This is a genomic window from Actinoplanes sp. NPDC048796 (assembly GCF_040650035.1).
Taxonomy (GTDB): Bacteria; Actinomycetota; Actinomycetes; order Mycobacteriales; family Micromonosporaceae; genus Actinoplanes.
Map to the genome: position 1 here is coordinate 376,861 of NZ_JBEZGO010000002.1, position 15,272 is coordinate 392,132.

Here is a 15,272-nt window from a genome sequence, read left to right on the forward strand (position 1 = left end):
GCGCAGCAGTGCCCGCGCAGCAAGCGTCCTGGCATCGCACGAGATCACGCCGTTCCTGACCCTCGCCCGCGCCGTCGCGCCGCATCTGTGTCAGTGCCAGCGCCGACGCCTTCCTGTGGCGTCGGCCAATCTGCGTTTGCGTCTGCCGGTGACCATGCCGATCAGCGCGTGTTGAGCCGTGCCCCCGTTGACCGGCCTTGCTGTCGAGCGGCGTTGTGGTCGCGCTGGCATGTGTCCCGTCGCACCGACCCGCGCCTCACCAATCCGCACCTCACCTCACCGACCCGCACCTCACGGTCCGCACCGTAGGAGTCCGCACCTCAGGAGTCCGCACCTCAGGAGTCCGCACCGTAGGAGTCCGCACCGTAGGAGTCCGCACCTCAGGAGTCCGCACCGTAGGAGGGCCGCACTCCGAAGCGCCGCACCCCGAAGCGCCACACCCCAGAGCGCCACACCCCGAAGCGCCGCACCCCGAAGCGCCACACCCCAGGGGCCCGCGCCTCACCGATCCGTGTTTTGAGGATGAGCTCGCCGACTGCCTGCGGTCGGTTCTGGTCTTGGGCGAGGACTGCGACGTCGAGAACGCGCGGACGGCCGCCGCGTCTCGAGTCAGGCGGGGCGTAAGTCTTCGAGCGCCCTCTCCAGGTTGCGGCACACCCGCTCGAAGTCGACCCTGTCCTTGGTGGAGTAGAGCTCGACCGCCCGGTCCCGATGATCGGCCCGGAGCGTGTAGACCGGGCTGGCCAGCCGCACGAGGAACACCGCGGCCAGGACGGCCACGAGGACGACCGGCAGGCCGCTGACGGCGCCCATGGCCCAGCCGGCGGCGAGGCCGGCCACGATCACCGCGACGGCGGCGGACAGCAGCATGGCGAAGCGGGGGCCGCGCCGCCGTACGCGCATGATGTTACGGAGATCGTTGAGGTCGTACGCCGAGCCGTCGGGGGAATGCGTCACGAAGTGACTTTCGGTCACCGTCCCGGCCGGTCCGCGATAGTAGACCGTCATGAATTCGCCGAGCCCGACATCGTCGTGGAGCACACAGCGTCACCTTATCGACGCCGTTCCATGATCGACAGCGTCCGGGCAGGGCGTGTTACGCGGATGTTACAGCGTCGGGGTCGAAGGCCGCCGGCGGTCCGCCGTGGGTCCACGGAGTGTCGGCCGGGTCGGGGAAGGCCGCGCCCGGGCGGTACGCCTCGCTCAAGGTCGTCAGCAGGATCCGCTCCCCCACCGCCGGCACGCTGCCCGGCTCGGCGACCAGCTTGCGCCCCATCCCGCCGGACAGCTCCAGCAGCACGTCGCACCCGTCCGCCGTCGGCGTCACCGACACGACCTTCGCCTTCTGCGACGGGCGGGCCGGCGATGTCAGGCCGGCTCCGGCCTCGACCCGTACCGGCTCGGTCGTCGCCACCATGATCCGCGGCCGCAGGACGGGACGTTTGCCGGTGTCGTCGACGCGGTCCGGGTTGGCCAAGGTCACCACGCCCGCGAAGGCGGCGCCGGTCAGGCGGTGTTCGGCCATGATCAGCGGGTCGTCGAAGGCGCGCTGCACCGCGTAGCGGGCGGCCGCGTTCTCCAGCCGCTGGAGCCGGGACGCGGCGGCCACCGCCCCGTCGCGGCGGGGCTGCGGGGCACCGCCGGAGGCCAGGTGCTCGACGAACGCCGAGTACGTGTCCCGGTCGCTGTCCCACCGGCTGCCCACCCGGGCCCCGGCCGGCAGCGCCCGCAGCAGGTCCAGCGAACGCCACATCCGTTCCCACGTCGGCGTCAGCAGGTCGCGCAGCACGTCCTCGAGTTGCGGCGACGACTCGGCGATCAGCGGCGCCAGCACCTTGTTGTCGAACTCGGGATCGGTGGCCGGTCCCGCGACCGGCCCGTTCTCGGCTTCCCGGGCGGCCGCGGCTCCCGCCGTGATCCAGGCGAACAGCGACCCCAGCTGGGCGTCCTCGGCCGCGCTCTGCCCCGTCGTCCAGTGCATGGCGAGCGCCTGCACTGTGTTGGCCAGCAACACCGACCCGGGCATTTCGGCCGCCGAGGCGAGGAAGGTCAGCCACTGCCCGAGCAGCGGGACCGCCGCCGGCACCGGGTAGTCGCCGTCCGTACGCCGAAAGCGGGTCGAACGCCCGAGCAGCTTGAGGAAGTCGGCGCCGGCCGGGTTCGGCACCCAGACCTGCGGCGCGTCGACGTAGCGGTAGCGCACGTCGCGCCCCCGGTCGACCGCCACCGCCTCGGTCTCGGTGGCGAACGACTCCAGGTAGGGCAGCAGCTCACCGGCGAGCGCGGCGGTGAACGCGAACCGCTCGTCCCGGTTGCGGGGCTGGGAGACGACCAGCAGGCGCGGCTTCTCGACCGAGGTGCCGATCATCGCGGCCAGCGGGGCGTTGGCCTCGCCCGCCATCGCGAGCGGGATCAGCACCAGCGGATCGTCGCTCACGTGCAGGTGGCGGACGGTGGCGATGGGCTGCGCCTTCCCGGCCGCGAAGGCCTGGGCCCGGGCGAGCGCGACGAGCGTACTCACGCGGAAAGGGCTTCGTTGCGCAGCCGGGCCGCCGCGGCCAGCAGGGCCGCCGCCTCGGTCTGCTCCGGCGTCGGCAGCACCGTGCCGGCGGCCAGCCCGAGCGCCTCGTCGACCGTCGCCACCCCGCCCAGGGCGTCGCGCACCGGACGGCCCAGCGCGGCCGTCGAGCCGGTCGCCTCGTGCCGGCAGTAGACCGACAGCTCGCAGGTCGACAGGCATTCCGGGGCGTACCGCGCGTCCACCGCGGCCAGCGACTCGAGCAGCGCCGGCACCGGCTGGGCCACGTCGAAGGTCACCGACGGGGGCAGTTCGTCGATCAGCGACGACACCGACGCGAGCCGGGAGAGCTGCCGTTTGAGAGTCGACAATTGCTTGCGTACGTCAAGAACGACAGCCGCCGGCTGAAGCGAGAAGTTCTCCGGGCACACGAGAACGACCTCGTGGCTGACCCGGTCGTCGCCGAGCAACTGGCGCAGCGCGAGCACGTAGACCGCGGCCTGGACGGCGGCCGACGACACGGCGGCGCTGTCCGCCTGCCCGTCGACGATGGCGAACGACTTGATCTCGACGACCTGCAGCACGTCGCCCCGCTGGGCGGCGATCAGGTCGGGCTCGAGGAAGACCGTCTGGCCGGCCACCGAGAGGGTCAGCAGCGGATGATCGAGCAGCCCGCCGTCACCGTCGGCGAGCACGGCCCGCGTCCGCGTGTGCCGGGCGGTCAGCGTGTCGTCGCTGTCCTCGCCCAGGTCCTCGTAGCGGCCGTCCGGAAACGAAAGTACCGACCGCAACAGCGCGCAGTCGTCGGCCTTGAGCATCGCCTCGAACGCGTTACCGCGCGCCAGCGCGAACCGTGACTGCCCGAAGCTGCCCGGGAAGCCGATCGTCTCGGCCAGCCGCGGCTTGTCGACGCCGGCCGCGTCGAGCACGGCCCGGCGGGTGCAGCCCGGGTTGCCGGTCAGCGCGGCGATCGTCCGCGCGTTGTGCCGCTTGCGCGGCCCGGAGCCCCGCAGTTGATCTACTCGACTCACTCGCGTCCTCGCTGGTGGGGAACGGCCGGAAGACCGTACAGCAATTGATCGGCATCGAGGGACGCGGCGCGCGCGAGAGCCGCCGCGCGCACCGGTTCCTCGGCCGCCTGGGCCGCGCACAGCGACTCCAGCGCCTCCCGGGCCGCCTCCGCGAGATCAACCGATTCGGGCCCATGGGGTACGTCCCGGGCCAGCTCTCGCAGCAGCCGATGCTCGGCGGGACCGGCCGACGCTTTCATCCCGGCGAACTCGGCCACCCGGATGATCATCGCCAGGGCGGACGTCCGGCGGGCCACCGGCGTCATGAGCCGGCGCTCGAGCGGCCAGTCGGCCAGCGCGATCAGACCCGGCACCGCCGTGAGGTCGGCGTCGAGCGCCGCGCACAGCCCCGCATCCCGGTCACGCACGAGGGCCGCGAGGGCCGGCACCGACAGGTCGCCGTCGAACAGGGCGGCGTGCACCCGCACCACGAGCCGGGCCGGCGCCGGCGCGCCGAGCAGCAGGAGCGCGTGCCGCGCCTGCTCACCGGCGGCGGGAAGCGTGATCGGGATCTTCATGCCGTATCTCTTCGGGTCGAAGGGTAGATCTTCGTACAAGCATCGGCACCTTGCGGACGGATCATCACCTTTCACTCCCGATAGCGATTAACTTCCGCATATCGGACTACCGGCCCGGTCCGCGCTACGTTCGGACTATGCCTAAGGCCATCTGGAACGACGAAGTTATCGCCGAGAGCGACGACACCGTGGTTGTCGAGGGACATCACTACTTCCCCCGCGCGTCTCTGCGCGAGGACGTACTGACCCCCTCGGACACCCACACCGTCTGCCCCTGGAAGGGCAAGGCGTCCTATTACACGCTCACGGCCGACGGTCACACCACCCCCGACGCCGTCTTCTTCTACCCCGAACCCAAGCCCGACGCCAAGGCCGTCCGCGACCGCGTCGCCTTCTGGAAGGACGTCCGCGTCGAGGCGTGACCGGCCCGGGGCCCGCCCTCGGTCACACGATCCGCGGGTGGGCCTCCTCGATAGCGGTCACTTCCAGGTAGTCCAGCATGTCCCGCTGCTCCTCCTCATCGAGGGCGCCGAACGCCTCGTAGGCGACCTCCCGTGAGTGCGCGGTCTCGGCGGCCAGCAGCGCGATGATGCCCGACCAGGCGAGTGACACCCGGTCGAACAGCCGCGCGCGGCGCAGCGAGGTCAGCCGGGTCAGCATCGCGACCTTGGTCGCCGCGTCGTCGTCCAACGCGATCCGGTCGGAGAGCTCGAACAGCGCCTTGCCCCGGTACGGGTGCTCGGACTCGACCATGCGGGCGAGTTCCGCGTTCGACATCTGGTCGACAGCGGGCGCCGGGCCTCGTTGCGGGAGCGCGGGCTTGTCACCGGGCACGACTGTCACGACCACTCTCGTATCCGTTGCCGGGCGCCTGGTGCGGCAGCGACGGCGTGTTCTGGAAGGTGGGGAAGGGCGGCGCCGCGGGCATCACCGGAGCGGGCGGCTCGTCGTCGTCCGCCGGGAAGTTCTGGGTGTAGCTGTCCAACAGGGCCTTACCGTCCTCGGTGTCGGCGCCGACCGTCTCGTCGACGGCGGCGGTCACCCGATCGGCCAGCGCGGCCTGCGCCCGGCGCATCGTCCGCAGGATCTCCGACGAGAGCGCCGCGCCGCTGAGCTGCCGCATCCGGTCGTCGAGCCGCAGACCGGTCAGGACGCCGGGCCCGGCGACCGTGACCGTGACGACCCCGTCGTCGTCCGTGGCGGTCGCACTGAGCGTCGCCAGGCGCTCCGCGATATTTCCACTCGGCACAGTTTGTCCTCCGTTGCCGACATTCGTGCTGTTGGCGTTCTATGAGATCACGGTGACGCAACGTCGCGCCGCACACCCCTACCCCGCCCGCCGGGCCATCACTCGACCTGGCGACCACCGTAACCTCCACGCAACACATCGACCTCAGCTGCTCGCACCGATGGGTTACATGACTTCGCTCAAGTCCTCACCCGGTCGGCCGATGGGGCGGCCATGGTTCGTTCCGGCAAGGCTGTGAACAGGGTGCGGCGCGGTGTCGACGACGCCCTGATCTTCGCGTCGCTCATGGCGCTCGCCTGGCCGCTGCTCTTCGAGCGGCTGACCGACGAGAACGCGAGCGTGGCCGGCTGGATCCTCCCCCTCGTGGGAGTGGTGCTGGCCGGCGCGGCGGTGGCGCGGCTGGCCGACGCCTGGCCGCTGGTGCAGTACGCGCCGGTCGCGGCGGCCGTCGTCACCGCGGCGGTGCAGCACGGCCGGCTCGGCGGCGCCGATCCGGAGCTGACCTGGCTGATCATCATCGTGGCCGGCATCATCCTCATCCGGCAGTTCCTCGGTTCACACACGAACGAGGGACTCATGCGCGACCTCACCAAGCAGCGCGCCATCCTGGCCCGCCAGGCGTTCCGCGACCCGCTGACCCAGCTCGGCAACCGGGCCATGTTCATGGACCACGCCACCGACGCGCTGGCCGACGACGACCAGACGATGACCGCCGTCGTCCTGTTCGACCTCGACGGGTTCAAGGGCGTCAACGACACGTACGGCCACGCGGCCGGCGACGAGCTGCTCAAGGTCACCGCCGAACGGCTGAACGCGAACGTGCGGGCCAACGACACCGTGTCGAGGCTCGGCGGCGACGAGTTCGTGGTGCTGCTCCCCCGGCTGGTCGACGACACCATCGCCGACACGGTGGCCGGCCGGATCCTGCGCGACCTGGAACAGCCGCTGGAGATCGGTGAGGTGGTGCTGACCATCCGGGCCAGCGCCGGCATCGCCATCACCAAGGGCGGCGAACACGACGTCGACACCCTGCTGCGCGAGGCCGACGAAGCTCTCTATCAGGCGAAAGAAGACGGCAAAGGGGTCGTACGACGGTTCGACCCGGCCCGCTTCGCCGAGATGGAGCAGCGCCGCCGCGACGAGGCCGATCTGCGCCGGGCGTTCCTGGACGGCCAGTTCGAGGTCTTCTACCAGCCGATCGTCGACCTGGACGGCGAGCACACGGTCGGCGTCGAGGCCCTGGTCCGCTGGCAGCACCCGAACCGTGGCCTGCTGCCGCCGGGCGCCTTCCTCGAGCTGGCCGAGACGATGGGCATGATGCCCAAGCTGGGCCTGTGGATCCTGCGCGAGGCCTGCCTGCGCGCCGTCGAGTGGCAGCGCCAGAACCCCGGCTTCGAGCTGAACGTCAACCTGTCGGCCTCGCAGCTGGCCAACCCGGACCTGACCGACGAGATCCGCGCGGTGATCGAGGAGACCGGCATCCCGTCCGAACTGCTCGTGCTGGAGCTGACCGAGTCGGTCGCGCTGACCGACCTCAAGGAGTCGGCCCGCGTCCTGGCCTCGCTCAAGACCCTCGGAGTGCGGATCGCCCTGGACGACTTCGGCACCGGCTTCTCGTCGCTGAGCCACCTGGGCGCCCTGCCGGTCGACGTAGTGAAGATCGACAAGTCGTTCGTGCAGGCCATGCACGAGAACTCCGGTGGCGGTTCGGTGGCCGAAGCGGTCCTGCAGATCGCCCGCACCTTCAACCTGTCACCGGTGGCCGAGGGCGTCGAGGACCGGGAGCAGGCCGATCGCCTGCGCGAGCTGGACTGCGTGCACGCGCAGGGCTACCACTTCGCCCGCCCGATGCCGGCGGCCGAGCTCACCGGCCTGCTGACCAGGCAGAGCGCCCTCCAACAGAGCTAGGGCCACCCGGCCACCGTCCGGCCGGGTGGCCCGCCCCTACGCCTGGGCGGGCTCGACGGCCAGGCCGATCCCGGGCGCTACCGGCTTGAGGCGCTTGCCGGCGAACAGCATCAGGCTGAGCACGCTGGCCAGCACGGCCAGCGCCCCGGCGCCGTACCAGGCCCAGGTGTAGGCGCCGAGCTGGTCGCGGACCAGGCCGGCGGCGGTGGCGGCGGCCGCCGCGCCGAACTGGTGCGAGGCGAAGACCCAGCCGAAGACGACGGCGCCGCGGTCGCCGAAGTACTCCCGGCACAGCGTCACCGTCGGCGGGACGGTCGCCACCCAGTCCAGCCCGTAGAAGAGGATGAACAGCACCATGCTCGGATGTGCGGTCGCCGCGAACAGCGACGGCAGCACCAGCAGCGACATCCCGCGCAGGAAGTAGTAGCCGCCGAGCAGGATCCGGCTGTCCACCCGGTCGGTCAGCCAGCCGGACAGGATCGTGCCGACGATGTCGAACAGGCCGACCAGCGCCAGCAGGCTCGCGGCCGTGGTCTCGGCCATGCCGTGATCGTGGGCGGCCGGGATGAAATGGGTGCCGACCAGCCCGTTGGTGGTGGCGCCGCAGATCGCGAAGCCACCCGCGAGCAGCCAGAACGGCCGGGTGCGGGCGGCGTCGCGCAGCGCCCGCAGCGCGATCCGGGCCGCGCCCTGCGGGGCGATCGGCTTCGGCTGTTCGTACTCGCCGCCCAGCGGGCCGAGTCCCAGCTCGGCCGGATGGTCGCGTAGACGCCACCAGACCAGCGGCACGACCAGCAACGCGGCCCCGGTGACGGTCAGCGCGGCGACCCGCCAGCCGTGGTTCTCGGTGATCGAGGCGAGCAGCGGCAGGAAGACCAGGTTGCCGGCCGCGCCGCCGGCGGTGAGGACGCCGGTGACCAGGCCACGGTGCTTGACGAACCAGCGGCCGGTGATGGTGGCGACGAAGCCGAGGGCCATCGAGCCGGTGCCCAGGCCGACGAGCACGCCCCAGAGCAGCACGAGCTGCCAGCTCGTACGCATGAAGACGGTGAGGCCGGAACCGGCCGCGACCAGCACCAGCGCGGCCATGATCACGCGCCGGACGCCGAAGCGCTCCATCAGGGCGGCCGCGAACGGGGCGGTCAGGCCGTACAGCAGAAGGTTCACCGAGACGGCGGCCGAGATCGTGCCGAGGGACCAGCCGAACTCGTCGTGCAGCGGGCGGAGCATCACGGAGGGAGTGGCCCGGAAGCCGGCGGCGCCGACGAGCGCGACGAAGGCCACCACGGCGACGAACCAGGCCGGATGAATGCGGGTCTTGAGCACGTACACAGTCTGCGAATCTCCACCCGCCCGGACGAGTGGCCGAGAGGCCATCATGCGCAAGAATCGGGCCATGCCGCACAGCCGCCACGTTGTCGCCGTCCTCGTGCTCGACGGCCTCGTCCCCTTCGATCTGGGAACTGCCACCCAGGTGTTCCGCGCCGCTCGCGACGCCGACCTGCGCCGGCACTACAAGACGGTGGTCTGCGGTCCAGGGCCCGTACGCAGTTCGGCGGGCTTCACCGTGACCCCAGATCATGATTTGTCGGTTCTGGAAACCGCCGAGACGATCGTCGTGCCCGGCGTTGATGCCGGGACCACCGTGACGGATGGGACACTTCGCGACGATGTGCGCGAGGCCCTGCTAGCCGCAGCCGCGCGCGGCGCCCGGATTGTCTCGATCTGCACGGGGGCGACGGTTCTCGCGGCCGCGGGCCTGCTCGACGGCCGGCCGGCCGCGACCCACTGGGGCTGGGGTGAGACGGTGGCCGAGCTCTACCCCCAGGTGCACTGGAACCTCGACGTCCTGTTCGTCGACGACGGTGACGTCCTCACGTCGGCCGGCGTCGGGGCCGGAGTCGACCTCTGCCTGCACATCGTCCGGAGCGACTTCGGCGCCGAGGTGGCCAACCGCGCCGCCCGCCGCTGCGTCCTGCCACCCTGGCGCGAGGGCGGCCAGGCCCAGTACATCGAGCGCCCGGTCCCCCCGGCCACCGACACCGGCACCGCGCCCACCCGGGCCTGGACCCTCGACCGCCTGGCCGAGCCGGTCAGCCTCGAGGAGATGGCCGCCCACGCCAGCATGAGCGTGCGCACCTTCACCCGGCGCTTCCGCGAGGAGACCGGCACCAGCCCGCGGCAGTGGCTGCTCCAGCAGCGGGTCACCCACGCTCAAATGTTGCTCGAGTCGACCGATCTGGGCGTCGAGACCGTCGCCCGCCGCTCCGGCCTGGGCAGCGCGACCGCCCTGCGGCAGCACTTCCAGCAGGCGATCGGGGTGGCGCCCACCGCGTATCGGCGAACCTTCCGGCAACCGGTGCCAACCGGGTCCTAACCGGGCGCGGCTCAGCTAGGTCCGCGTACGTCCGATGGACAGAGGCAAGCACCGATAGCCGATGCAAAGGACGTCATGGACCAGACCTTCCGCCCGCTGCTGGACGCGCTCAAGCAGATCGGGATCGATCCGCGCGCCGTCGACGCGGCCGCCGAGGAGGCCCAGCGCAGCGGCCGTTCCGTCCGCGCCGTCCTGATCAACGACAACGTCGTCACCGAGGACCAGCTCACCACCGCGGCCGCCGCCGCCTTCGGCATCAACACGGTCGACCTGGTCAGCTTCACCCCCGACCCGGCCGCGCTCAAGCGCATCCCGCTGCCGGTCGTGCTCCGCCACCGCGTGATCGGCCTGTCGATGTCCGACGGCGAGCTCGTGGTCGGCGTGACCGACCCGGGCGACGTGGTCGCGCTGGACGACGTCCGGGCCGCCACCGGCATGACCGTACGCCCGGCCGTGGTCGCCCGCAGCGAGGTCCGCCGGATCATCGAGCGCCTTCAGCGCGAGGCCAGCGACCTGGGCGAGATGGTCGATCAGGAGGACGACCAGTCGGCGATGGCGGCCCAGGCCACCAGCGCCGACGACGCCCCGATCGTGCGGTACGTGAACAGCCTGATCGAGCAGGCGGTCATGAACCGCGCCTCCGACCTGCACCTCGAGCCGACCGAGGACGACATGCGGGTGCGCTACCGCATCGACGGCGTGCTGCACGAGGTCGACGTCGTGCCGCGCGGCGTCATGGCCGCGCTCACCTCCCGCATCAAGATCATGTCGGGGGTCGACATCACCGAGCGGCGGGTTCCGCAGAACGGCCGCATCACGGCGCTGATCCGCGACCGGACGGTCGACCTGCGTACCGCCACGCTGCCCACCGTCTGGGGCGAGAAGATCGTGCTGCGGGTGCTCGACACCGGCGGCATCGACCTCGACATGAGCAAGCTGGGCTTCACCCAGCACAACCTCGACCGTTTCGCCGGCTCGTTCACCAAGCCGCACGGCATGGTGCTGGTCACCGGGCCGACCGGTTCCGGCAAGTCGACCACCCTGTACGCCACCCTGGGCCGGATCAGCAAGCCCGAGGTCAACGTGATCACCGTCGAGGACCCGGTCGAGTACCGCCTGCGCGGGGTCAACCAGGTGCAGGTGAACGCGAAGGCCGGCCTGACCTTCGCGGCGGTGCTGCCGGCCATCCTGCGCTCCGACCCGGACGTGGTCCTGATCGGCGAGATCCGGGACGCGGCCACCGCGCAGATCGCGGTGGAGGCGTCGCTCACCGGTCACCTCGTGCTCTCGACCCTGCACACCAACGACGCGCCGGGCGCGGTCACCCGCCTGACCGAGATGGGCATCGAGCCCTTCCTGGTCGGCTCGTCGCTGGACTGCGTGCTGGCCCAGCGGCTGGCGCGGCGGCTCTGCGACTGGTGCAAGGAGGCCTACAAGCCGACCGAGCAGGAACTCCTCGGCGCCCGCTGGCCGTTCGAGGATCTGGCGGTGCCGGAGGTGCTGTACGCGCCGAAGGGCTGCCGCAACTGCGCCAACACCGGTTACCGGGGCCGCATCGCCGTGCACGAGGTGATGCCGATCAGCCCGGAGATCGAGTCGCTCACGATCCGCCGCGCCTCGGCCAACGAGATCCGCGAGGTCGCTCTCTACCAGGGGATGTACGAGCTGCGGGCGGACGGCCTGGCCAAGGCGGCCGGCGGCCTGACCTCCGTACGGGAAGTCTCTCGGGTGGCCGTTTAGCTTATCCGGTTTTTGAGTGCTTCACCCGAATAGCCGCAAAGAGCCCCTCAACCGGCCACCAGGCGTGCCGAATACAGATGGCGCCACCGACGAAAAGGATGCCGCAGCAGATGTCCACGACCCAGCAGGTGCCCCAGCAGGTGGCGCCCTTCGAGCCGGCCGCGCCCGCGCCGGGCGACCTGGCCGTGCTCAACCAGATGCTCGTCACCCTGGTCGAGTCCCGCGGCTCCGACCTGCATCTGACCGTCGGCAGCCCGCCGATGATCCGGGTCAACGGCTCGCTCCGGCCGCTGCAGGGATACGGCAACCTCAACTCCGCCGACACCGCCCTGCTGGCCCGCGCCTCGATCACCGGCGAGCAGTGGAGCGAGTTCCAGCAGAAGCAGGAGCTGGACTTCGCGCACAGCATCGCCGGCGTCTCCCGGTTCCGCGGCAACCTCTACGTGCAGCGCAACTCGTGCGGCGCGGTCTTCCGGGCCATCCCGCACGAGATCAAGCCGCTCGACGAGCTCGGCATGCCCGACTCGGTGGCCCGCTTCGCCCACCTGCCGCGCGGCCTCGTGCTGGTCACCGGCCCGACCGGCTCGGGCAAGACGACCACGCTGGCCTCGATCCTCGACCTGATCAACCGCAGCCGCGCGGCACACATCATCACCATCGAGGACCCGATCGAGTTCCTGCACCCGCACAAGCGCAGCGTGGTCAACCAGCGCGAGGTCGGCTCGGACACCGAGGACTTCTCGAGCGCGCTCAAGCACGCCCTGCGGCAGGACCCGGACGTCATCCTGGTCGGCGAGCTCCGCGACCTGGAGACGACGGCCACCGCGCTGACCGCGGCCGAGACCGGTCACCTGGTGCTGGCCACCCTGCACACGCAGAGCGCCACCCAGACGATCGACCGCGTCATCGACATCTTCCCGCCGCACCAGCAGCTGCAGATCCGCGCCCAACTGGCCGCCTCGCTGCAGGGTGTGGTCACCCAGGCGCTGGCGCCGCGGGCCGACAACAAGGGCCGCGTGGTGATCGCCGAGATCCTGACCGCGACCCCGGCCATCCGCAGCCTCATCCGTGAGGGCAAGTCGCACCAGATCCCCTCGTTCATGCAGGCCGGCGCCGGTGACGGCATGCTCGCCTTCGACCAGCACCTGGCCGAGAAGGTCCGCGAGCAGACCGTGAGCATGGCGACCGCTCTCGAGCTCTGCCACTCCTCGGAAGAGCTCAAACGGCTCGTGGGACGGATGTGATCACATGCCGGTCACCAAGGTCTACCGCTACAGCAGCGTCGACGCCGCCGGGCACCGGGGCAAGGGCACCGTCGAGGCGCCCAACGAGGCCGCCGCCGGTCACCTGCTCCGCCAGCGCGGCGAGACGCCGCTCGAGCTGAGCGAGGCGGGCAAGGGCCTCGACCGGGAGCTCAAGATCCCGGGTCTCGGTGGCCGGGTCAAGCTCCGGGACCTGGCGCTGTTCGCCCGCCAGTTCGCCACGATGACCTCGTCCGGCATGTCGCTGCTGCGGTCGCTGGCGATCCTCGAGGAGCAGACCGCGGCGCCGGCGCTGAAGAAGGCGATCGGCGAGCTGCGGGCCGAGGTATCGGCCGGCGCCTCGCTGTCCGGCGCGATGGCCAAGCACGACCGGGTCTTCCCCCGCCTGATGGTCGCCATGATCCGGGCCGGTGAGACCGGCGGCATGATCGACCAGGCGCTCGAGCAGGTCGCGAACAGCCTGGAGAAGGACACCGCGCTCCGCGGCAAGATCAAGAGCGCGCTGACCTATCCGGCCATCGTGCTGTCGTTCACCTTCATCCTGATCGCCGCGGTGCTGATCTTCATCGTGCCGATCTTCGAGAACATGTTCGCCAGCCTCGGCGGCGAACTGCCGGCGCCCACCCAATTCCTGGTCACAGCCAGCCACAACATGGTGTGGATCGGGCCGCTCGTGATCATCGCGGGCGTCGCCGCCTCGGTCACCTACAAGCAGCAGATGCGCACCAGCGCCGACTTCCGCCTGAAGGTCGACCAGCTCAAGGTGCGGATGCCGGTCTTCGGGCCGCTGCTGCGCAAACTCGCGATGAGCCGCTTCTCCCGCAACCTGGGCCTGCTGCTCAACGTGGGCGTGCCGGTGATGCAGGCGCTGACCGTGGTCGGCGAGACCACCGGCAACGAGGTCATCAACCGCGCCATGAAGGACGTGCAGAACGCCGTCCGGGACGGCAACACCATGTCCTCGGCGCTGCGCAACCACCCGATCTTCCCGGCCATGGTCACACAGATGATCGAAGTCGGCGAAGAAAGCGGTCAAATCAGTCAGATGCTCGACAAGGTTGCCGATTTCTACGACAGGGAGGTCGACAGCGCCGCCGAATCCCTGACCGCATCGATCGAACCGATCATGGTCCTGGTCATGGGCACCGTGGTCGGCTCGATGGTGATCTGTCTCTACCTCCCGATGTTCAGCATCGGCCAGCAGATCCAGACAAATTGACGGACCCCGCCGTCACTCCCTGACCCCACATCGCCATGGAGGCACCCCCTATGCAGGACGTCATCAACCGGCTGCGCAACAAGAAGGACGACGAAGGCTTCACGCTCATCGAGCTGCTGGTCGTCGTGGTCATCATCGGCATCCTGGTCGCGATCGCCGTGCCGGTCTACCTGAACTACCGCAAGGGTGCGGCGGACAAGGCGGCGCAGTCCGACGTCCGGGCGGCGGTGAGCCAGGTCGAGCAGTTCTACACCGACAACAGCAACTCGTACCCGACGGCCAATTACACGAGCAAGACCACCAGCTTCCCGGTCGCCAACACCGCCGCCGCAAGCGGAAGTACGACCCCTGCGACGACCGGTACGCCCGCCTTGATCAACCTCTCCGACGGCACCACGCTGACCTACCTCGCGACCGGCACCGACCCGAACAACAAGGGCGCCTCGTACAAGATCTGCGCGACCAACAGCGGCGGCAGCGGCAAGGTCTACGCCTACGACAGCACGGTCGGCGGCTCGGTGAAGGCGCTGACCGGAGCGAACACGAACGTCGCCACCTGCGGCACTACCACCACCACCCCCTGATCCCGGCACACCAGCTCATGAGAGGAGGGCGACGACGATGCTGCTCTTGGTCATCGTGGTGGCCCTCCTCGGCCTGGCCGTCGGCTCGTTCCTCAACGTGGTCATCTACCGGGTGCCACGTGACGAGTCGCTGATCCACCCGCGGTCGCACTGCCCGGCCTGCGGCACCGAGGTCCGCAACCGGCACAACATCCCCGTGCTGGGCTGGCTGGTGCTGCGCGGGCGGTGCGCCGACTGCGAATCGCCGATCAGCCCCCGCTATCCCCTCGTCGAGACGCTGACCGCCGTCCTGTTCGTGGCGGTGGCGGCCAAGTTCGGCCTCACCTGGGAACTCCCGGCGTACCTCTATCTCGCGGCGATCGCGATCGCCCTCGCCGTGATCGACCTCGACGTGATGCGCCTGCCCGACAAGATCGTGCTTCCGTCGTACGCGGTGGCCCTGGTTCTGATCGCGCCCGCCGTGATCGCCCACCACAGCTGGGCCCAGGCCGGTCGCGGCCTGGTCGCGGCGGCCGTCCTCTACCTCGTCTACTTCCTGCTGGCCGCGCTGCCCAGCGGCATGGGCGGCGGCGACGTGAAACTCGCCCCGCTGCTCGGGTTCTACCTCGGCTGGCTGGGGTGGAGCGCGGTGCTGATCGGCGCGTTCGCCGCCTTCCTGCTCGGCGGCGTGGTCGGCGCCGCGCTCATGGCGACGCGCCGGGCCGGCCGCAAGTCCCGGATCCCCTTCGGGCCGTACATGCTCGCCGGCGCCTTTCTCGCGGTCTTCGCGGCGGCGCCGATCGCCGACTGGTACTCCTCCCTCCTCGTACCCTCCGCCTGAAAGGACT

Annotated in this window: 15 protein-coding genes; 8 read left to right on the forward strand and 7 right to left on the reverse strand. The window is 70.5% G+C overall.

The annotated features are described in order from the left end of the window. Window positions 1-609 precede the first annotated feature (609 nt). The 4 genes from AB0C26_RS09980 to AB0C26_RS09995 are packed head-to-tail and all read right to left on the reverse strand — an operon-like array spanning window position 610 to window position 4,106. A complete protein-coding gene (locus AB0C26_RS09980) occupies window positions 610-1,041 on the reverse strand; it encodes a DUF6232 family protein (RefSeq protein ID WP_360244615.1) in 432 nt (143 codons plus the stop codon). A gap of 55 nt (window positions 1,042-1,096) precedes the next feature. Next, entirely contained in the window at window positions 1,097-2,521 is a 1,425-nt protein-coding gene (locus tag AB0C26_RS09985; RefSeq protein ID WP_360244618.1) for a hypothetical protein, read from the reverse strand. Further along, a complete protein-coding gene (locus tag AB0C26_RS09990; protein ID WP_360244621.1) occupies window positions 2,518-3,549 on the reverse strand; it encodes a hypothetical protein in 1,032 nt (343 codons plus the stop codon). Before AB0C26_RS09990 ends, AB0C26_RS09985 begins: the two co-directional genes overlap by 4 nt. Continuing rightward, a complete protein-coding gene (locus AB0C26_RS09995) occupies window positions 3,546-4,106 on the reverse strand; it encodes a hypothetical protein (RefSeq protein ID WP_360244624.1) in 561 nt (186 codons plus the stop codon). The genes AB0C26_RS09990 and AB0C26_RS09995 overlap by 4 nt, the downstream gene beginning before the upstream one ends. Window positions 4,107-4,243: 137 nt before the next feature. Between AB0C26_RS09995 and AB0C26_RS10000 the strand changes: the two genes are divergently transcribed. Further along, on the forward strand, window positions 4,244-4,528 hold the full coding sequence (locus tag AB0C26_RS10000; protein WP_097319443.1) for a DUF427 domain-containing protein: 285 nt from the start codon (window positions 4,244-4,246) through the stop codon (window positions 4,526-4,528). A 22-nt stretch (window positions 4,529-4,550) separates the two neighbouring features. On the opposite strand, the gene AB0C26_RS10005 is transcribed toward AB0C26_RS10000, so the two are convergent. After that, on the reverse strand, window positions 4,551-4,949 hold the full coding sequence (locus AB0C26_RS10005) for a hypothetical protein (protein ID WP_360244627.1): 399 nt from the start codon (window positions 4,947-4,949) through the stop codon (window positions 4,551-4,553). Next, window positions 4,930-5,355 (reverse strand): YbaB/EbfC family nucleoid-associated protein, encoded by a 426-nt coding sequence (locus AB0C26_RS10010; protein ID WP_360244630.1) that lies wholly within the window; start codon window positions 5,353-5,355, stop codon window positions 4,930-4,932. The genes AB0C26_RS10005 and AB0C26_RS10010 overlap by 20 nt, the downstream gene beginning before the upstream one ends. A 243-nt stretch (window positions 5,356-5,598) precedes the next feature. Here AB0C26_RS10010 and AB0C26_RS10015 point away from each other — a divergent pair, with 243 nt between their 5' ends. Then, the gene (locus AB0C26_RS10015) at window positions 5,599-7,263 is read left to right on the forward strand and encodes an EAL domain-containing protein (RefSeq protein WP_360244633.1); all 1,665 of its coding nucleotides are present in this window, start codon (window positions 5,599-5,601) and stop codon (window positions 7,261-7,263) included. Between the two features lie 36 nt (window positions 7,264-7,299). On the opposite strand, the gene AB0C26_RS10020 is transcribed toward AB0C26_RS10015, so the two are convergent. Then, complete coding sequence (locus AB0C26_RS10020; protein WP_360244636.1) at window positions 7,300-8,589, reverse strand: MFS transporter; 1,290 nt, start codon at window positions 8,587-8,589, stop codon at window positions 7,300-7,302. 52 nt (window positions 8,590-8,641) lie between these two features. On the opposite strand from AB0C26_RS10020, the gene AB0C26_RS10025 reads away from it, so the two are divergent. The 6 genes from AB0C26_RS10025 (at window position 8,642) to AB0C26_RS10050 (ending at window position 15,265) form a co-directional block, all read left to right on the forward strand. After that, on the forward strand, window positions 8,642-9,640 hold the full coding sequence (locus AB0C26_RS10025) for a helix-turn-helix domain-containing protein (protein ID WP_360244639.1): 999 nt from the start codon (window positions 8,642-8,644) through the stop codon (window positions 9,638-9,640). Between the two features lie 75 nt (window positions 9,641-9,715). Beyond that, the gene (locus AB0C26_RS10030) at window positions 9,716-11,380 is read left to right on the forward strand and encodes an ATPase, T2SS/T4P/T4SS family (RefSeq protein ID WP_360244642.1); all 1,665 of its coding nucleotides are present in this window, start codon (window positions 9,716-9,718) and stop codon (window positions 11,378-11,380) included. A gap of 110 nt (window positions 11,381-11,490) precedes the next feature. Continuing rightward, window positions 11,491-12,624 (forward strand): type IV pilus twitching motility protein PilT, encoded by a 1,134-nt coding sequence (locus tag AB0C26_RS10035; protein WP_360244645.1) that lies wholly within the window; start codon window positions 11,491-11,493, stop codon window positions 12,622-12,624. Window positions 12,625-12,628: 4 nt separating this feature from the next. Continuing rightward, window positions 12,629-13,861 (forward strand): type II secretion system F family protein, encoded by a 1,233-nt coding sequence (locus AB0C26_RS10040; protein ID WP_360244648.1) that lies wholly within the window; start codon window positions 12,629-12,631, stop codon window positions 13,859-13,861. Between the two features lie 50 nt (window positions 13,862-13,911). Beyond that, window positions 13,912-14,445 carry a type II secretion system protein gene (locus AB0C26_RS10045; RefSeq protein ID WP_360244651.1) on the forward strand — a complete coding sequence of 178 codons (534 nt, stop codon included), beginning with the start codon at window positions 13,912-13,914 and terminating at the stop codon, window positions 14,443-14,445. Between the two features lie 37 nt (window positions 14,446-14,482). Further along, entirely contained in the window at window positions 14,483-15,265 is a 783-nt protein-coding gene (locus AB0C26_RS10050; RefSeq protein ID WP_360244654.1) for a prepilin peptidase, read from the forward strand. The last annotated feature ends 7 nt before the right edge of the window (window positions 15,266-15,272 follow it).